We start from the raw sequence: 19039 nt of genomic DNA, 5'->3' as shown, positions 1-19039 counted from the left end.
GAAAAAACTCAAAATGCTATCCACAGACAAGGCTGGATAGCATTTTTAATGGAATTAACAATTCCCAAACAAAAGTTAAATATTACATCAATAAAAAGACGTTAATCTATCTTTATCGAAAACAACAAAATTGCATTGGGTATGTGCAGCGGTTTGTTTTCAGAATGAAATGCATTTAAGCCAGAGAGTATCATGGCAGTAAATGCGCTATATAATGCATATATGAAGACAAAACACCAATAAAAAAGGAGTATTTATTATGAATGAAGAAATAAAGAAAAATGATTTTGTAGGATTTGAGTATAAGGATATTCTGGTCAAAAAAACGATGCAGTCCGTTTACGAGGATAGTTTTTCGAGTTTTGGTTGGAGTGCAGAAGGGGTCGATGATGCAATAGGAAAAGTAGATTCTGTCATTATGAAGTTCAAACGTGACAGAAAAATCAGAAATAAGGCGGAGCTTACAAGATTGCAAAAGCAGTTTGAAGCCTGTGTTTCAGAAATTGTTTCACTGGAAAAGGCAAAGATAATAAAGGCAGCAACAGTTGCATATGTGGTAGGTGTAATTGGAACGGTATTTGTGGCAGGATCAGTATTTGCTGTAACAGGTGGAAATATACCATTATGTGTGATACTTGCAATACCCGGTTTTATTGGGTGGATCGTATCCTATCCAATATTTAGGACCATTAACAATAAGAAGACGGAAGTAATAAATCCATTGATTGACCAGAAATATGACGAGCTTTATGCAGTTTGTGAAAAAGCGAGTCCGTTATTGGATTAGGAGGGAATTAGCATAGAGTTATTTAAAAGCAGAAATTAAATTTGAATTAATACAAGCAATTAAACTTTATTAGAAAGGGCAAGATAGAATAAATCTCACTAATGAAAGGAATTAATCTAATGAAAAAACAAAATTTTAGCAGTAGAAAACTTAAAAAAATAAAGCAAAGTATTAGAAATAAGATTATTGCAACTGGCTTATGCCCCCTTATCATTATGTCTACTGCAATATCTATATTATCTTTAGGAGGTTACAGTTCTATTTTGATAGCCAATATAATAACCGTAATTTTACTTCTTGGAACAGCTCAGTTACTATATGTTGCACATAGTATAGTTAAACCTATTCGAAAAGCTGAAACATATTTGATACAACTTTCAGAGGGAATGCTAGATATTACGATTGATGAAAAGTTAAGAAAGAGGGATGATGAAATCGGTTCTATGTCTGAGGCATTAATTATTTTAAGGGATAAATTAAAGTATTCTATATCTGATATACAAAGTGTTTCACAAAAACTCATTAATTCTGAAGAAATACTAAATAAGACTGTAGAGGAGGCAAATCTTGTTACGGAACAAATAAACACAGAAATACGAAAAATTTCAGATGATGCAAAAAAACAAAATGAGGATATGAATGAAGCATCCATACATATTAATGAAATAAGCAGCTTGATTAGTAACATTGCAGGCAGTGTACAGCATTTAGAAGAAACATCAGGTAAAATGAGGGAAGATAGTAAACGTTCACTGGAAATAATGAGTAATCTTGATGAGACTAATGTTCATACGAATCTTGCTATTGAACGTATAAATAAGCAAGTGCATCTTACATATGATGCATCGCTACAAATTAATACTGTAATTCAAATGATTACATCTATAGCAAAACAGACAGTTTTACTTGCTTTAAATGCTAGTATAGAAGCAGCAAGAGCCGGTGAACATGGCAAGGGATTTTCAGTTGTTGCTGAAGAAATCAGTAAGCTTGCAAACCAGTCGAGTGAATCAGCAAAAGAAATTGATGAGATTATTGGAAATTTATCTGCTGAGTCAGGAAAGATGTTGGAAATTATGAATGAAGTTCTTGCAGATGTCGAAACGCAGAAAGAAAAACTAATTGAAACACAAAATCATTTTGAGAAAGTTAATACTGGTATTGATGATTCATTACATGAAATATTAGAAGTGGGTAAACTGGCTCAAATTTGCAATGATGAAAAAGTTGAGATAACAACACACATAGAAGCATTGAGATATATCTCGGAAGAAAGCGTTTACTCAACAAAAAGCACACAAAAGTCAGTAAACGAATTGAATCAAAGTATTAATGAAATAGAAACAATGAGTATAGAGTTAAAAGATTTTGCAAAACTGCTCGATAATCATGTGCGGTATTTTTCAATAAAAGAGGAAGTGTGCTAGTTTAAATAGAATCCACAGTTAATCTGTGGATTTTTTTAGTGTGGTGCTTATTTAAAACAATACACCCTAAAAATAGGTTATCTTAATTTGATTCACGGTTTTCGTATTGGAGCGGTTCGAATTAATCCGCGTTATGGTATGACTCGAAAGCTTCCATGTGCTAATAAGCAAAAAATCTTGTTTCCCAACCTATTATTTGTTATAATATATCTTGCTTTAACAGCATTCCCGTAGATTGGAAATGCTGTTTATTACATTTAAGATTAGGGTGTCAAACGCATCAAATCAATGATGATATGGGGAAAATAATGATTATTTAGCGAGAGGTACTGAAATGACTAATTGGAAACGCAATGCAACGTTATATATCATTGGGCAGTTTGTGTCAATGTTTGGCTCGATGCTTGTACAACATGCCATAACATGGCAAATCACACTCGAAACCAAATCGGGTGTTATTATGACACTGTTCACCTGCGCTGCACTTTTGCCGATGACGCTGATTTCGCCGTTTGCAGGCGTATGGGCAGATAGGTACAATCGCAAATACCTTATTATAATATCCGATGCGTGTATCGCGCTGATAACGCTCGGCTTGGCAATCGCGTATATTTGCGGCTATAAAAATATCTGGTTTATGTTCATAGTTGTAGTTGCTCGATCGTTTGGACAAGGGGTACAGCAGCCCGCAGTATCTGCAATGATACCGCAAATCGTGCCGATAGAGAGTTTGCAGCGATTCAACGGCATACAAAGCTCAATCCAGTCACTGAATATGTTTGTCGCACCGATGGCGGCGGGTGCATTACTGTCCTTCCTGCCGATTGAGCGCATTTTTTTCATTGATGTGGTGACCGCAGTGATAGGCATTGGCATAGTATTGATATTTGTCAAGGTGTCCGGCATTTCGCACGCAGAGGAAGTAAAGCCTGGTGTAAAGGCATACTTTCACGAACTGCGCGAGGGGCTGCGGTATATCAACTCCAAGGTATGGCTGAAACTTATTATTATTTACAGCGCATTCTTCAGCTTTTTCGCATCTCCTGCGGCTTTGCTTACTCCACTTCAGACAGCCCGCACATTCGGCGATGATGTTTGGCGTCTGACTGCGATTGAAATTGTATTTTCAATCGGTGCTGTTCTGGGCGGCATATTGATTTCAGTATGGGGAGGTTTCAAAAATAAGGCGCACACGATTGTTATGGCTTGTACTCTATTCGGGGTGACAGGTTTTCTGCTCGGTGTAGTGCCGGATTTTTGGATATATTTAGGTGTAATGCTTCTCTGCGGCGTCACAATGCCGTTGTTCAACACGCCGAGTATGACGCTGCTCCAGAGCAAAATTGAGCCGGACAAAATGGGGCGCGTATTCAGTGTGATGATGATGTTCGGTGGATTGGCAATGCCGCTTGGAATGGCAGTGTTCGGACCATTGGGCGATATAATTCGAATTGAGTGGCTGTTGATTGCATCCGGCATAGCGATATTTGTCAGCGGTCTTGTGCTTCTCCGGTCGCGTTCGCTGATTGAGATAGGTGAATCGTAGTATAAATATTTCAAATTGTGAGACCGTTCATTTTCAAGCTAATTGAGAATGAGCGGTCTCTTTTTAGTTTTACAGAGCAATTTTGAGAAAGGATGTGCTTCTGGATATGGGGGCAAAAATGAAGGAGTATCACCAAATACCAAGAAGCCGCTGCAGAAAAAGGCTGACCAGTGTAATTCCTATCCAGCAGCAAAATCCCATAACAATCGGTTTTCCACCGTTTCTTATTAATTTGATAATATCTGTATTTAGACCGATTGCCGCCATTGCCAGAATAATAAAAAATTTGCTCAATTCTTTAAAAGGAGTAAAGGCAAAAGAGGGTACACCCGCATTTGTAGCTATGGTGGTAATTACAGATGCCAATATAAAATATATGATAAAGATAGGAAAAATTTTGCTGAAATTTATTTTTTTCCCGTCAGTATTTTTTTCTTTCTTAGAACGAATCAATGCAAGAGCTACGGTAATAGGAATGATGGCTAAAGTTCTTGTTAGTTTAACCGTAACAGCCTTATCAAGTGTAGCTGAGCCTAACTGGTACATGCTGTCCCAGGTGGAAGAAGCAGCAGTCACTGAGGAAGTATCATTTATAGCAGTTCCGGAAAAAATGCCAAAGGTATCACCCGAAGTATGGGAAAACCCTAACCAGGTCCCTAAGGCCGGAAATAAAATAGCAGCAATGAGATTAAAAAAGAAAATAACAGAGATAGCCTGGGCAATCTCTTCCTCATCTGCATGGATAACCGGGGCAGTGGCAGCGATTGCAGAGCCGCCGCAGATAGAAGAGCCTACGCCTATTAAGGTGGAGATATTTGCCGGAATATTCATTGTTCTATGAAGTACATATGCAATCACAAGGGAAGTTGTAATCGTGCTTATAATAATTGGCAAGGATTGCTTGCCGGTCTCAAGTATCACAGAAAGATTTAAACCAAAACCTAATAAGATTACGGCACATTCTAGAAGTGTTTTAGAAATAAATTTGATACCGGCTTCATATCTGCTTTTATCTTTAATCAATAACGTAATTATCATTCCGATTAATATTGCTATAATTGGTCCTCCGATGATTGGATAAGCTTTTCCGAGTAGCCAGGATGGAATAGCAAGGATGGTACATAGTGCAAAACCCGGTCCATTCTTTTTAATAGTATTCATGTTCTTCTCCTTTTGCTTTTGTATCATGACTTTGATATAGTAGAATTTAATACAAAGCATTTCTTGATGGGATAAGAATATCATGAAATAATCATAAAATAAAATTATGAATATTTATCAAATGATAAAATTATGTTATAGTTGGTGTATGACTATGAAATAAATGGAATATTTTTCTGTAAAGGGGATTAATGTTATCTATGATGGATTTTAGAATGAATACTTTTATAACGGTTTGCAGATGCATGAATTTTACGAAAGCTGCAGAACAGTTGAATATCACACAGCCTGCGGTAACGCAGCACATACATTATCTGGAGGCGTTCTATGGTGCAAAGCTATTTGCCTATGAGGGGAAGCGGATGTATTTAACAAAAGCCGGAGATGTTTTATATCAAGCAACGGTTACGATGAAACATGATGAAATCTATTTAAAAGAGAGCATTCGAGATTTAAATAAAAGGGAAAAAAGACTGCTCTTTGGTGCAACCTTAACAATAGGTGAATTTGTTATAGCAGAGCATTTAAAAACATATTTAGATGTGTATCCGGATATGGAGATAAAAATGACGGTAGGTAATACAAGTGAGCTGTTAGATAAACTCTGCTTAGGTGAAATTGATTTTGCATTAGTGGAAGGAAATTTTACAAATAAAGAGTATGATTGTATGGTGTATTCGCAGGAACGTTATATCCCGGTGTGCGGTAAAGATTATTTTTTTAAGAGAGAACCGGAGCAATTAATGGATTTGCTGTCAGAACGGATTATGATTCGAGAAAAAGGGTCCGGGACCAGAGAAATACTTGAAAAAAATCTTCAAGCGAGAAATCTGTGTGTTGAAGATTTTAGACATGTAGTTGAAATTGGTGGTATGAATGCTATAAAATTATTAGTAGAATCCGGATGCGGAATTACTTTCTTATATGAAGCAGCAGTTAGAAAAGAATTAGAAAACGGAATAATTAAAGAGATAAAATTGAAGGATTTTCATATGATACACGATTTTAAATTTATCTGGAATAAAGGCAGTGTTTTCTCCGATAATTATCGTGAAATATGTAATTTATTAAAGGGTGAATCATTATAATACGTCCCCGATAACAATCCCTGTAGTTAAAATTATAAATAATGGACTAGTTGGTTTAAAACAAGGAGTGTATAGAAAATGAATAATCTTCCTAATGTAATATCAGTCATTCGAATCATACTGTCAATCTGTCTGCTACTATCAGAACCCTTTAAAACTCAGTTTTGGTGCATCTATATAATCTGTGGGTTAAGTGATATGGCAGATGGCTATTTGGCAAGAAAGCTGAAAGCGGTCAGCAAAATAGGGGCAATCTTAGACAGTTTGGGAGATTTGGTCTTTGCTGTTATTATAACAATTCTTGTGTTATGGCATATTCCGGTTCCTGCATGGGGCTTTATATGGGTTGGGGCAATTGTTGTGATAAAACTACTTTCGATTTTGATTGGTTACCTTAAATTTCAAGCATTTACCGCATTGCATACTTATGCGAATAAAGCGGTTGGTTTATTGTTATTTATTATATTACCGATTTACACCATAACGAATAGCGGTATGATAATGGTATTTTTACTTGTGGCTGCAACATTGGCTGCTTTAGAAGAATTATTAATCGTAATAAAATCAAAAAGCCTCGAGAGAAATATTAAGGGCATATTTCAATATGATTCCACCAAGTAAAGTACATATAACTCAGCTTGCAGTCACTTGCCCTATGGTGAACGAGATTAGGAAATTAGATTCTTAATGCAGTTTCCCTTGACAAGGACCAAGCAGAGAAGTAAAATGAAAATGATTTTCAAATTGGGCAGGGGGAGATTGAGTTGACTCAAAAAGCACAATATAAGACAAAACAAATGGCAGAGTTACTTTCCTATCTAAAATCCGTTCAAGGCAGTCATGTTACCGTGAATGATATTTGCGGTTATTTCAAAAGTAAGGGGATAACCGTTGGCACAACAACCATATACCGTCATTTGGAACGCATGGTTGCACAGGGCATGGTTGCAAAATATATTGTTGAGGGAACAAGCAGCGCTTGCTTTGAGTATATCGACGGGCAGGAACATTGTCATAAACCTGCCTGCTTCCATTGTAAATGCGAAAAATGCGGCAAGCTGATTCATTTGCAGTGTGACGAGGTGATGAACCTCGGACAGCATATGTTAGAGCATCATGGCTTTGAGATGGATTCTCTGCGGACGGTATTTTATGGGATTTGCGATGAATGCAGGAAAAGTAACGATTAACAGATTGAAAGAAGATTGAGAAAGGGGGAAAAGGTGTGCATACGAAGAAACAAAGTTCACTTGCATTTTTAATATGTGCAGCGTTTATTATCGTTACCCTTTTTTCTACCTTCTTTATTGTCAAAGAGGCAAACCATAATTGTTCGGGCGAAGACTGTCCGATTTGTGCTTGTGTCCACCAAACGGAGCAAACACTAAAGCAGCTTGGCACCGGCACGATTGAAACGGCAGCCTTAATTCCCGGTATCCTATCTTTTATACCGGTTCTTTTTTGCATGTTCCTGTTTATACCTTGCACATCTCTTGTAAGTCAAAAAGTAAGATTGGACGATTGAATAAAAACTCTTATAGCAAGGGCGTGTGATACCCATTTTTAAAGAATGGGTTTCGCCACATCCTTGTATTTTTGCACCCATTTTTAGAAAAACAAGCAAATTATGGAGGTTTTTATTCTATGAAAAAATATATTTCTATTATTTTAATTGCAGTCATTGCTATTTTTAGCCTGTCTGCTTGCGGCAGCAAAGCCACTAACAATTCTTTAGAATCTTCTTCAGATACGCAAACGGATACCGATACTGCGCAGGTGAAACAGCTTCAAATCGTAACCACAATTTTCCCGGAGTATGACTGGGTGAAAGAAATTCTGGGTGATAATGCCGACCAGGCGGAAATTACCATGCTTCTTGACAATGGTGTTGATTTGCATAGCTACCAACCTACGGCTGAGGATATTTTGAAGATTTCTACCTGTGATCTGTTTATCTATGTCGGTGGTGAATCGGATGAATGGGTAGAAGATGCCCTGAAAGAAGCAACCAACAAAGACATGAAGGTCATCAATCTACTGGAAGTATTGGGCGATACCGTCAAGGAAGAAGAAGTGATTGAAGGCATGGAAGCAGAAGAAGAGGAAGAAAGCGGTGAGGAAGAAGGACCGGAGTATGATGAGCATGTTTGGCTTTCTCTGAGAAATGCAAAAGTTCTTTGCAGTGTGATTGCGGATACTTTGGCAGAAATTGACCCGGACAATGCAGAACGCTATCAGGCAAATGTTGCGGCGTATAACGAAAAGCTGTCTGCTCTCGATACGGAGTATCAGTCTGCCATAAATGCGACAGCACAAAAAACGCTGCTCTTTGGTGATCGTTTTCCATTCCGCTATCTTGCAGATGATTATGATCTTTCCTACTATGCCGCTTTTGTTGGCTGCTCTGCGGAAACAGAGGCGAGCTTTGAAACGATTACATTTCTTGCAGGTAAGGTGGATGAACTTGGGTTAAATAGCGTTCTGACAATTGAAAAATCGGATCAGAAAATTGCAAAGACCATCACCGAGAATACACAAAACAAGAACCAGCAGATTTTGACATTGGATTCGATGCAATCCACGACTTCTGAAGATGTTTCTGGCGGAGCAACCTATCTTTCTGTTATGGAAAGCAATCTCGGTGTTCTGAAAGAAGTATTAAGGTGAGGAGGGATATTATGACTCAAATCACCTGTCAAAATCTGACGCTGGGATATGATGGCAGAGCTGTTCTGCACAATCTGAATTTTTCCATACATGCAGGGGATTATTTCTGTATTGTGGGTGAAAATGGCTCCGGCAAGTCTACTTTAATGAAAACCCTGCTCCACTTGCAGCCACCAATCAGCGGCAGTATTTCGATGGGAGACGGTCTAAAACCTAACGAGATTGGTTATCTTCCGCAACAGACGCTTGTTCAGCGGGATTTCCCGGCATCCGTGAGAGAGATTGTTCTCTCCGGATGTCAGAGTCGCTGCGGCTTTCGCCCCTTTTACAAGAGAGAGGAAAAGGTTCTCGCAGAGGAAGCGATGCAGAAAATGATGATTGAGCAATTGGCAGATCGTTGCTATAGGGAGTTATCCGGCGGACAGCAGCAACGTGTTCTTTTGGCTCGCGCACTTTGCGCTACCCGTAAGGTGCTTCTTCTGGATGAGCCGGTGTCCGGTCTTGATCCAAAAGTAACAGCGGAAATGTACCATTTGATAGAAGAGTTAAATAAAAAAGACGGTATCACCATTATTATGATTTCTCATGACATTGCGGCGGCTGTTCATTATGCCAGCCATATCCTGCACATCGGACAAAATATTTTCTGCGGAACAAAACAGGAATATCTGCAAAGTGAGATTGGGAAAGGCTTTGGAGCGCTGTCAGGAGGTGATACAAAATGAACGGAATTTTTGAAAAACTAGAACTATATTTTCAATACCCATTTGTGCGGTATGCATTGATTGTCGGCGTTTTAATTGCGCTGTGTTCCTCCCTGCTTGGCGTTACACTGGTACTAAAACGGTTTTCCTTTATTGGAGATGGGCTTTCCCATGTAGCTTTCGGTGCGATGGCGATAGCGGCAATCATGAACTTTAGTAATGATATGCTGTTTGTTTTGCCGGCTACCATTATTTGCGCAATTCTATTGCTTCGCACGGGGCAAAATACCAAAATAAAAGGGGATGCCGCAATTGCCATGATTTCTGTCGGTGCCTTGGCAATCGGCTACTTACTTATGAATATTTTTTCTACCGGTCCCAATCTGTCAGGGGATGTATGCAGTACTTTGTTTGGCTCGACCTCCATTCTGACATTGACAAAAGGTGAGGTATGGATATGCGCGGTTTTATCCGTGCTTGTAGTAATCATTTTTATCTTGTTCTACAACAAGATTTTCGCAGTTACCTTTGATGAGAATTTTGCAAAGGCGACGGGAACGAAAGCGGAAAGGTATAATCTGCTGATTGCCGTTATCATCGCTGTAATCATCGTGCTGGCTATGAACTTGGTAGGCTCTCTGCTGATTTCTGCCCTGGTGATTTTTCCGGCACTGTCAGCCATGAGAATATTTAAGAGTTTTTTTTCTGTCACCATTTGTTCGGCGGTGCTGTCTGTGTTCTGTGCTTTTGTGGGAATTATCATATCCATTCTTGCCGGAACACCGGTAGGTTCTACGATTGTAGCGGTTGATATAGTAGCTTTTTTTATAGCATACACAATTGGAAAAATATCCGGGAGGTGATATTATATATGAAATATATGGAAAAAATAATAATCCTATTTTTAGTGGTTTTATTCGTGAGTGGCTGTAGTAAGAATGAAAGCAGCTACAACCGTGTCAATAGCGGCAATGCGGTAGACGCGGTAATCAATGAGCAGATAGATAATGCCGAAACAAAAAACAATAATGCGGAGCCTGAAAATGCAGATACAAAAACAGATGTCGTGACAGATGCATTCACGGAACTACCTCAGGAAACGAATACAGAAAACAGTGATGGTGTTGACTATGACCTTACGGTTATGGGAAGCGATATGGTGTATGCCACGATATATCAGATGATGGTAGAACCGGATGTTTATGTTGGGAAGACCTTTCGCATGGACGGTACTTATTCCTCATCTTATTATGAGAAAATGGAAAAATATTATCATTACTGCATGATAGCGGATGCGGCAGCTTGTTGTGCGCAAGGAATCGAATTTGTGTGGGATGATGGCAGTCATGTTTACCCAGATGAGTATCCGGAAGAAAATACGCCGATTGTGATACAAGGAACCTTTGAAACTTATAGAGAAGACGGGGACAGTATTTTATACTGTCAGCTAAAAGATGCAACGATGGAAGTGGTAAATGAATAATAGGTGGTGTAAAATCCTTTGCAAAAAAGTTGCAAGGGATTTTATATTTTAACAATTCTCAAACAATTCTATGGTATAATAATCGCGCTTGGCGAGGTATTTCACGAGCTTAGTATTTATGGTACAATTCAAAAAATAAAATAAAAAGGGAGATAGAATATGATTCACATTTTGGTGGTTGAGGACGACGCAAACTTAAATAAAATCGTTTGTTCCTACTTGAATAACAGCGGGTTTGTGGCAAAAGGCTGTTTGAATGTAGAGGACGCTTATGATGAACTGTATCAGAATATATATGAGATGATTATTTCTGATATTATGATGCCGGGAGCAGATGGATTTGAATTCGCTGAGATGGTACGACGTGTAAACCGGTCAATCCCTATTTTATTTATGTCAGCAAAGGATGATTTGTCATCAAAACAGAGGGGATTTAAGCTTGGTATTGATGATTACATGGTAAAGCCGATTGAACTGGACGAGCTTTTGCTTCGTGTCAGGGCGTTGCTTCGACGGGCTAATATCGAAATGGAACGCAAAATTGAGATTGGCAGTCTGATACTGGATGCAGATGCCATGTCAGCGACAGTGGAAGGAGAGGAGCTTCCTACCACTACAAGGGAATTTAATATTATCTATAAACTGCTTTCCTATCCAAATAAAACATTCTCCAGAGCACAGCTTATGGACGAATTCTGGGGAATAGACAGTGAAACCAGCCTGCGGGCAGTCGATGTATATATAACGAAGCTGCGGGACAAATTTTCTGATTGCAGTGATTTTGAGATTAAGACAATCAGGGGATTGGGATATAAAGCAGTATTAAAGAAATGATGGAGGTGTGGAATGAACGAGGATAGAATGCCGGAACAAAAATATAAGGTCAGAGACACACATTTTCCGATTTCCCTTTTCTTTGTTACCTTGATAATGCTGCTGCTAGTGGGGGCTGCCCATGCGGGATTAGTGGTTCAAATAAATGCTCATCATTTGAATGGTTATCTTGCCGTGTTTATCATAATATTATATTGGGTGGCAGTATCAGTCGGATATACACTTTATACAAGGCGGCAGATTCGCAATACCTATGAAAAACCGATGAAGGAGATAGCGCAGGCGGCAAATCAGGTTGCGAACGGAGATTTTTCGGTATATCTTTCTCCCATACACACCAAGGAAAATATGGATTATCTGGATGTATTGATAATGGACTTTAATAAAATGGTGGAGGAGTTAGGAAGTATCGAAACATTGAAAACAGACTTTTTTTCTAGTGTGTCACATGAAATTAAGACTCCGCTTGCGGTTATGCTGAACACAGCAGAGCTGCTCCAAAACTCAGAACTGGATGAGAAGCAAAAAGAAAATGTGATGACAATGATTTGGTCAGGCAGGAAATTATCGGCACTTATAACGAATATACTAAAAATCAACAAGCTGGAAAAACAAAATATACAGCCGATTATGGAAGAATATGATTTATGTGAACAGCTGTGCCAAAGTGCGTTGCAATATGAGGCGGTATGGGAAGAAAAGCAGTTGGAGTTTGAGGTAGATATGGAAGACAGGGTGAGCATTGAGGCAGACGCAAGTCTTTTGGAGCTGGTATGGACAAATCTTTTGTCTAATGCAATTAAGTTTACATCACCCGGCGGCAAAATTAGTTTGAAGCAGACATCGACAGAGCATGAGATTATTGTCTCTGTCAGTGATACAGGCTGTGGAATGTCAAAGGAAACGATAAGACATATTTTTGATAAATTTTACCAGGGGGATACTTCCCGATCGGTGGAAGGAAATGGATTGGGGCTTGCGTTGGCTTTTCGTATTGTACAAATAATGGGTGGAACGATTACAGTAGAAAGTGAGCCGGAAAAAGGAAGCACATTTACTGTGACGTTGCCTGTAAATACGAAAGGAGGAAATGATAAATAGTGGATATGGAAGGAAAAAATAAACGGTCATATATCGGATATGAATATAAAGAATTACTGACGGACAGCAGCATGGTATCTATGTATATTGACGGATATCGAAGCTTTGGCTGGGAGCCGGATTCTAATCAGAGTCCACCAAAGGAAGTGGGAAAGACTATTATCCGGCTGAAACGAGACCGAAGAATCATGAATAGGGCAGAGCTTACCAGATTACAGAGGAACTTTGAGGACTGCGTGAAGCAGATTGATAAACTGGAGAATTCAAAAACATCAAAGGCAACCGCTGCCGCAATTTCCATAGGGGTAGCAGGAACGATGTTTATGACAGGAGCTGTTTTCGCAGTAACGGCAACGCCGCCAATCATCTGGCTTTGTGTTTTGCTTGCAATTCCTGGTTTTGCAGGCTGGATATTGCCATATTTTTGTTTCGTATCAATGCTAAGAAAGAGAGAAGAAGTTGTGACGCCTCTGGTGGAAGATAAGTACGATGAAATTTACGAGATTTGTGAAAAAGGAAATCGACTGTTGGGAAATGAATAGAGGAGAATATCTGCTCTGTCAAAAGGTGATTTATGAATATACCTAAGATGAAAATAAAAAAGGTAAAACTACCGAATATAAAAGTGCAGTTTCGTCTGCTTCTATATCTTGCATCCTTGCTTTTGGGAGTTTTGTCAATTGCGGAAACTGTTTACAAATATTTGCCTTATGCCGCAGATATCATGATTTATATAATTGCGGCTGGTGGAATGATTTTATCGTGTTACTATTTAATTTATGATTTTACCCATGGTGTCAGAGCGAGAATCAGATCTTGGATTGAAGGTAATCGTTTTACAAACAGATTATATATGGATTATCGTTACCGTACAATTTTTTCTACCTCGTTCTCCTTCTTTATTAATTTATTGTATGCTGTCGGAAATGGAATATTTGGAATTGTGTATCGTTCTGAGTGGTTTGGTTCCCTTGCGGCATATTATATTGTTCTGAGTTTTATGCGATTTATTGCTGTTTGGCAGGAAAGAAACATAGCAAGGCAAGATGTAAATACAAACAGAAGAATGAAGGAACTAATGGTGTATCGCAAATGTGGAATTTTATTGGCTTTGATAACCATTGCATTAGGAGGTGCAGTTCTCTTACTGCTACACAAGGAAGGAGGGAGCAGTTATCCGGGAACTTTGATTTTTGCGGTGGCTGCATACACGTTCTACAAGGTTATTCTTTCTGTTATTAATATGATTAAGACAAAAAAACTAAAGTCACCGCTTCTGTCGACGATCCGAAATATTGGATATGCCGATGCTCTGGTATCCCTTCTTTCTCTGCAAACCGCGATGTTCGTTTCCTTTGGAGAAGAAAATGGACTGAACCAACAGATGATGAATGGAACTACGGGTGCGATAATATGCGTGATAATATTAGTTATTGGGATATATATGATATATAATTCGAAAAAGCAAAAACGAATGTTTTTGCCGGAAGAAAATTTTTAGGAGCCTTGAGTATCTCAAGGCTCTTTTTGATATTAATATTTTTCAAACAAAACAGAAATAGAGCAGAAACATAGAAGTGTTATTTTTATATCATCAAAGAAAAGGAGGCTGTAAAAATGAGCGAATATAAGTTGAAAACAGGAAAAACAGAGGAAAAGGTAAAGGAGGTTTATCAAAGGATAGAGGATACCGTGGTAGGTGGCTATCAAAAGATTGAAGACACTGTCGTAGGCAGTTATAAGAAAGTAGAGCAAAAGTTTGTAGACAGGTTTTTAGAAAAGGTTGATGAGGAAAACATAGAGGAGAAGGAGGATAAATAATATGAAAAAAAGTAATTTTGTCGCAATGATTTTGGGGACGATAAGCTGTATTTTTTTTGCACTGGGAATGTGTATGACGATGCTGCCAGAATGGCAGGCATTCCGGCCCGGAGTTGCCGTAGGCTGTGTGGGACTGGTGTTTGCATTGATTACTGTTTTTGTTTGGAGAAGGATGGAACATAAGGAACCAATCAAAATTAATTCAAAATCCATTGCCACGGTTTTTCTTGGAATTGTTGGTGCATTGGCACTTGGAATCGGTATGTGCTTTGCAATGGTATGGGGAAAGCTTGTGGTAGGTATTGTGGTAGGATTAATCGGTATTCTTTTGCTCATATGCCTGATACCGATTTGTAAGGGCTTAAAATAGAGATAAAATAATCTTCGGCATGATATGTCCAAATCCTTAGCGAGGTATTTTACGAGCTAAGGATTTATGATATAATAGATACAGTGATTGCTATAAAAGTAAAGGGGCTGTACATATGAAAGATAGAATTGTGCCAAGAATTAACACGCAATTACGCGGTCATACAGTAATTGTACCTGATATTATTAACCGGGCAACAGGAATTATTATCAATGGAAAGCGGATTAAATCAGTTCTATTTTCCACAGATGTTGCCGTCATCGCAAATTGTAATGCGGATGCCGTGATTGCCGTATATCCGTTTACCCCTACCATGCAGATTACAAATGCAATTATTGATGTATCGCAGAAGCCGGTTTTTGCAGGTGTCGGTGGAGGCACGACGGCGGGAGCCAGGGTTCGTGATATTGCCTTAGATGCCGAGTTGCATGGAGCGACGGCTGTAGTGCTAAATGCCCCGACCAAAACAGAATTTGTAAAAGAGCTGGCAGAATATATTGATATTCCGATTGTATTATCCATTATTTCGATTGATGAGAACCTAGAGGAGAGAATGCTGAATTCGGGAGCTAAGATTATTAATGTATCCGGTGGAAAGAATACCGTCGAGATTATCAAGGCACTGCGCCGGATTGATGAAACATTTCCAATCATTGCGACCGGAGGACCAAGCAGAGAGACAATTGAGGCAGTTATTGAAGCGGGAGCAAATGCTGTAACATATACGCCGCCGACGAATGGCGAGATATTCAGAGATATTATGGATGAGTATCGTAACCGTTGTAAGAAGTCCGAACAAGATTGAGTGTATAGATGCGATAGTTTTGCACCAAATTGCAATCAAAACATATCATAATAAAAAAGTAAAACGGAGCTTCCTATGAATTATGACCGTTGTATAAGCAGAATGGACAATGGACCTAAACCGTATATAGCGAATGTCGGGCAAATGGCAATGCAGAACACAAATTTTCGTACCGCCATTTGGACAGGAACTTACATGCAGATGACGCTGATGTGTATTCCGCCTTGCGGAGAAATTGGATTGGAAATGCATGATGATGTGGACCAATTTATCAGAATAGAGCAGGGAAGAGCGATAGTTAAAATAGGTGATTGCAGGCAGCAGGGCTTTTGCCAGTGTATAGGCAGAGGAGATGTTGTTTTTGTGCCGGCGGGAACCTGGCATAATGTGATAAATGCCGGAAGAGGCCCTCTAAAAGTATCCTCTACATACTCACCGCCAAATCATCCATGGGGAACGATACATCGCACAAAGGATGAGGCGGAAAAGGAAGAATAAATGTTATACCGAATGTAAAACGGAGGATAAGATGACGAAGAAACAACGAGCCTTGGAAATTATAGAGCGACTGAAAAAAGAATATCCCGACGCGGGCTGCACCTTGGATTATGATCAGGCATGGAAACTGCTGGTAGGTGTACGTTTGGCGGCACAGTGCACAGATGCGCGGGTAAATATTGTGGTGGAGGAGCTGTATAAACAATATCCTGACCTAAATGCCTTGGCGGAAGCGGAGGTAGATAAGATTGAGGAGATTGTGAGACCTTGCGGGCTTGGAAAAAGCAAGGCGAAGGATATCAGTGCCTGTATGAAAATACTGCGTGATGAATACAGCGGAAAGGTACCGGATGACTTTGATGCGTTGCTAAAGCTTCCGGGTGTAGGAAGAAAGAGCGCAAATCTGATTATGGGTGATGTGTTTGGAAAACCGGCGATTGTGACAGATACTCATTGTATCCGTCTGGTCAACCGTATGGGGCTGGTGGACGACATCAAAGAGCCGAAAAAGGTTGAAATGGCACTGTGGAAGATTATACCGCCAGAGGAGGGCAGTGATTTCTGCCATCGTCTTGTTTTTCATGGCAGGGATGTCTGTACAGCAAGGACGAAGCCATACTGTGAAAAGTGCTGCCTGCAGGATTTGTGTAAAAAAATCGGAGTAAATGAGAAATAGATAAATCTGCGCTTCCTATAGTCTACGGAGCGTGGATTGTTTTTTATGCTGCTTTTTCTTATACTGAGACAGAAGATAAAAAATCAAAGGAAAGGATAAGAGGCAACATGGAAACAAATAGAAGAAAACAGCTCCTTGAGGAGTATAAAAACAGGCACCCGGAAATGGGAATTATATCTTACCGCTGCAAAGCGACGGGGGAATCCTTTCTTGGAATTTCAAAGGATACAAGAGCTGATTTTAACAGCGCAAATACAAAACTCGGGATGAACTATCATCCGAATAAGCGGCTTCAGGAGCTTTGGAACAAGTATGGGCAGGAGGGCTTTGAACTGTCCGTCATAAGGACGTTAAAATATGAAAATCCTGCGGATGATTACACAGCAGAGCTGGAGAAACTGCGCGGACAATGTCTGGAGGCTGATTCCCATGCAACGAAAATGTGGAGGTAGGCTCCGCTATATCGCAGAGCCTTCTGCCTTAAAACTAAAATAATTTAGAATACACGGTCAAACCATGCTCCACACAATAAAGATACAGCTTCCCGCCCGCATTTATCGGAATGCGAAAGGCGGGGCTTTGCTCTGGATACAGACGGATTAATAGCACGGTATCACTTTTCACATAGGCGGCTAAGGAAATATAATGTTCCTTTTCCATTGGATGGTCAAAGGAAATATAGTAATCAGTATCCATTTCCTCCGCACGAATATCCAGATGTTCTTCTGATGTCTGTGGTACCAAGGCTTCCAGTTTTCGTCCGCAGCAGAAAATAGAGGCGCCACCTGTGCCAAACAGTATATTGTGGCAGGTAGGGCAGACATAAAAGCGGACTCTGGCGATGTTTCCATTGTCGGGCTTGTTTGGAATAATTTCACCTTCCATCATCTGCGCCATATCTGCGCCGAGAATTGCAGAAAGCGGTGCCCAGAAGGATAAATCGGGGCAGCCCAAACCACATTCCCATTTTGAAACCGTTTTATTGGAAATACCGAGAAAATCGGCAATGTTTTTCTGTGTCAAATTCTTTTCTTTTCTCAATTCTGTAATCAAATTACCAATCTTTACACAATCCATAAGAAAGCTCCTTTCATAACACATAACGATAGTTCAAATAATCTAGAAATTTTTTAACAGCGAGAGAGGTACTCTTTTTGTCTCGCAGTGCGAGGCCAATTTTTCGATAAGCTGGTATTTCCAATTCCTTTGTCACAATCCGGTAAGGAATACGCTGTAGAATAAGCTCAGGTAAAACACTGATGCCAAGACCGCTTTCCACCATTGACATAATGGCATAGTCGTCTACAGTTGTAAAATGAATTTGGAGAGAAATATTCCATTGTTCAAAAACTTCTGTAATATCAGCCTTTGATCCTTTTTTCAGCAACATAAAAGGATAGTTGCAAAGAGCCATAACCGGAATTTTTTCGTAGGATGTAAGCGGATGGTTTTCCGGTAAAATTACAAGAAGCCTGTCCTGATGCAGAAAAATAGTTTCAAATTCCGGAAGGGTAGGGAGGCGAGTAAAACCGCAGTCAACCCGCCCCTCCAAAATCCAGCTTTCTATTTCAGCGTAATCACCGAGCAGCAGCTCATAGTCAATATTAGGATAGTCCTTTTGGAATTCTCTGATGATATTTGGCAGCCAATGGGTTGCCACGCTTGAAAAGGTTCCGATGCGGATAAGCCCTGACTGTAAGCCGTTCAGCTCGTCAACTTGTGTCTGAAGCTTTTGATATTCGCTGCACATGCTTTTGGCATAGGGGAGTAGCGTTAAGCCATCGGAAGTCAGACGGACACCGGAGCGTCCACGTTCCAAAAGGGAAATGCCCCATTCCTTTTCTAAATCGTTAATCATACGGCTGATGCCCGACTGAGAGTAGTTCAATATTTCAGCAGCTTTAGTAAAACTTCCATATTCAACGGTTTTGACAAATGCCATATATTTTTGAATATTCGTATCCATAGTAGGTTCACCTGTTTCATTCGGTTTTGTCATGTTATTCATGATAAACATTTGTTTTTATAATCGATAAAATTATGATACACTATGCCCGTAGAATTTTCAAGG

General features: G+C 39.5%; 24 protein-coding genes. 21 read left to right on the top strand and 3 right to left on the bottom strand.

Features of this window, described 5'->3' with window-relative positions:
• The first annotated feature begins 259 nt into the window (after positions 1–259).
• The 3 genes from CTY48_RS11995 to CTY48_RS11985 all read left to right on the top strand — a co-directional run bounded on the left by CTY48_RS11995 (position 260) and on the right by CTY48_RS11985 (position 3760).
• The gene (locus tag CTY48_RS11995; protein WP_099468719.1) at positions 260–787 is read left to right on the top strand and encodes a hypothetical protein; all 528 of its coding nucleotides are present in this window, start codon (positions 260–262) and stop codon (positions 785–787) included.
• Positions 788–906: 119 nt separating this feature from the next.
• Complete coding sequence (locus tag CTY48_RS11990) at positions 907–2214, top strand: methyl-accepting chemotaxis protein (RefSeq protein WP_180272719.1); 1308 nt, start codon at positions 907–909, stop codon at positions 2212–2214.
• A 334-nt stretch (positions 2215–2548) separates the two neighbouring features.
• Complete coding sequence (locus tag CTY48_RS11985; RefSeq protein WP_099468717.1) at positions 2549–3760, top strand: MFS transporter; 1212 nt, start codon at positions 2549–2551, stop codon at positions 3758–3760.
• Between the two features lie 129 nt (positions 3761–3889).
• Here CTY48_RS11985 and CTY48_RS11980 read toward each other — a convergent pair whose 3' ends face one another.
• Positions 3890–4921: a YeiH family protein gene (locus CTY48_RS11980; RefSeq protein ID WP_099468716.1), complete on the bottom strand. Its 1032-nt coding sequence runs from the start codon at positions 4919–4921 to the stop codon at positions 3890–3892.
• 200 nt (positions 4922–5121) lie between these two features.
• Here CTY48_RS11980 and CTY48_RS11975 point away from each other — a divergent pair, with 200 nt between their 5' ends.
• The 18 genes from CTY48_RS11975 (at position 5122) to CTY48_RS11890 (ending at position 17420) form a co-directional block, all read left to right on the top strand.
• Positions 5122–6009, top strand: a complete 888-nt coding sequence (locus CTY48_RS11975) for a LysR family transcriptional regulator (RefSeq protein WP_099468715.1) — start codon at positions 5122–5124, stop codon at positions 6007–6009.
• A 78-nt stretch (positions 6010–6087) separates the two neighbouring features.
• Positions 6088–6630, top strand: a complete 543-nt coding sequence (locus tag CTY48_RS11970) for a CDP-alcohol phosphatidyltransferase family protein (protein WP_099468714.1) — start codon at positions 6088–6090, stop codon at positions 6628–6630.
• Positions 6631–6773: 143 nt separating this feature from the next.
• Positions 6774–7199, top strand: coding sequence for a Fur family transcriptional regulator (locus tag CTY48_RS11965; protein ID WP_236354908.1), 426 nt, complete (start codon positions 6774–6776; stop codon positions 7197–7199).
• Between the two features lie 35 nt (positions 7200–7234).
• Positions 7235–7534 (top strand): hypothetical protein, encoded by a 300-nt coding sequence (locus CTY48_RS11960; protein ID WP_099468713.1) that lies wholly within the window; start codon positions 7235–7237, stop codon positions 7532–7534.
• A 119-nt stretch (positions 7535–7653) separates the two neighbouring features.
• The gene (locus CTY48_RS11955) at positions 7654–8676 is read left to right on the top strand and encodes a metal ABC transporter substrate-binding protein (protein ID WP_099468712.1); all 1023 of its coding nucleotides are present in this window, start codon (positions 7654–7656) and stop codon (positions 8674–8676) included.
• Between the two features lie 11 nt (positions 8677–8687).
• Entirely contained in the window at positions 8688–9401 is a 714-nt protein-coding gene (locus tag CTY48_RS11950) for a metal ABC transporter ATP-binding protein (RefSeq protein ID WP_099468711.1), read from the top strand.
• Positions 9398–10243, top strand: a complete 846-nt coding sequence (locus CTY48_RS11945) for a metal ABC transporter permease (protein WP_180272718.1) — start codon at positions 9398–9400, stop codon at positions 10241–10243. The genes CTY48_RS11950 and CTY48_RS11945 overlap by 4 nt, the downstream gene beginning before the upstream one ends.
• An 8-nt stretch (positions 10244–10251) precedes the next feature.
• Positions 10252–10863: a hypothetical protein gene (locus CTY48_RS11940; RefSeq protein WP_099468710.1), complete on the top strand. Its 612-nt coding sequence runs from the start codon at positions 10252–10254 to the stop codon at positions 10861–10863.
• A 159-nt stretch (positions 10864–11022) separates the two neighbouring features.
• The gene (locus tag CTY48_RS11935) at positions 11023–11697 is read left to right on the top strand and encodes a response regulator transcription factor (protein WP_099468709.1); all 675 of its coding nucleotides are present in this window, start codon (positions 11023–11025) and stop codon (positions 11695–11697) included.
• A 12-nt stretch (positions 11698–11709) separates the two neighbouring features.
• A complete protein-coding gene (locus tag CTY48_RS11930; RefSeq protein ID WP_099468708.1) occupies positions 11710–12798 on the top strand; it encodes a HAMP domain-containing sensor histidine kinase in 1089 nt (362 codons plus the stop codon).
• Positions 12799–12803: 5 nt separating this feature from the next.
• On the top strand, positions 12804–13340 hold the full coding sequence (locus tag CTY48_RS11925; protein ID WP_099470146.1) for a hypothetical protein: 537 nt from the start codon (positions 12804–12806) through the stop codon (positions 13338–13340).
• 32 nt (positions 13341–13372) lie between these two features.
• Positions 13373–14299, top strand: coding sequence for a cation transporter (locus tag CTY48_RS11920; RefSeq protein ID WP_099468707.1), 927 nt, complete (start codon positions 13373–13375; stop codon positions 14297–14299).
• A 116-nt stretch (positions 14300–14415) separates the two neighbouring features.
• On the top strand, positions 14416–14619 hold the full coding sequence (locus CTY48_RS11915; RefSeq protein ID WP_099468706.1) for a hypothetical protein: 204 nt from the start codon (positions 14416–14418) through the stop codon (positions 14617–14619).
• 1 nt (position 14620) lies between these two features.
• Entirely contained in the window at positions 14621–14989 is a 369-nt protein-coding gene (locus tag CTY48_RS11910; protein WP_099468705.1) for a hypothetical protein, read from the top strand.
• A 115-nt stretch (positions 14990–15104) separates the two neighbouring features.
• Complete coding sequence (locus CTY48_RS11905; RefSeq protein ID WP_099468704.1) at positions 15105–15794, top strand: hydrolase; 690 nt, start codon at positions 15105–15107, stop codon at positions 15792–15794.
• 75 nt (positions 15795–15869) lie between these two features.
• Positions 15870–16292, top strand: coding sequence for a cupin domain-containing protein (locus CTY48_RS11900; RefSeq protein ID WP_099468703.1), 423 nt, complete (start codon positions 15870–15872; stop codon positions 16290–16292).
• Positions 16293–16323: 31 nt separating this feature from the next.
• Entirely contained in the window at positions 16324–16968 is a 645-nt protein-coding gene (locus CTY48_RS11895) for an endonuclease III domain-containing protein (RefSeq protein ID WP_099468702.1), read from the top strand.
• 107 nt (positions 16969–17075) lie between these two features.
• On the top strand, positions 17076–17420 hold the full coding sequence (locus tag CTY48_RS11890; RefSeq protein WP_099468701.1) for a GIY-YIG nuclease family protein: 345 nt from the start codon (positions 17076–17078) through the stop codon (positions 17418–17420).
• A 34-nt stretch (positions 17421–17454) separates the two neighbouring features.
• Here the strand turns inward: CTY48_RS11890 and CTY48_RS11885 are convergent, their stop codons facing one another.
• Positions 17455–18045 carry a helix-turn-helix domain-containing protein gene (locus CTY48_RS11885; RefSeq protein WP_099468700.1) on the bottom strand — a complete coding sequence of 197 codons (591 nt, stop codon included), beginning with the start codon at positions 18043–18045 and terminating at the stop codon, positions 17455–17457.
• Positions 18046–18058: 13 nt separating this feature from the next.
• Positions 18059–18934 carry a LysR family transcriptional regulator gene (locus tag CTY48_RS11880; protein ID WP_099468699.1) on the bottom strand — a complete coding sequence of 292 codons (876 nt, stop codon included), beginning with the start codon at positions 18932–18934 and terminating at the stop codon, positions 18059–18061.
• Positions 18935–19039 lie beyond the last annotated feature (105 nt).

The sequence above is a fragment of the Konateibacter massiliensis genome, assembly GCF_900184995.1.
Taxonomy (GTDB): Bacteria; Bacillota; Clostridia; order Lachnospirales; family Lachnospiraceae; genus Lachnotalea; species Lachnotalea massiliensis.
The sequence above is the reverse complement of the archived record's forward strand: the minus strand, read 5'-3'. Positions and strand labels throughout refer to the sequence as shown.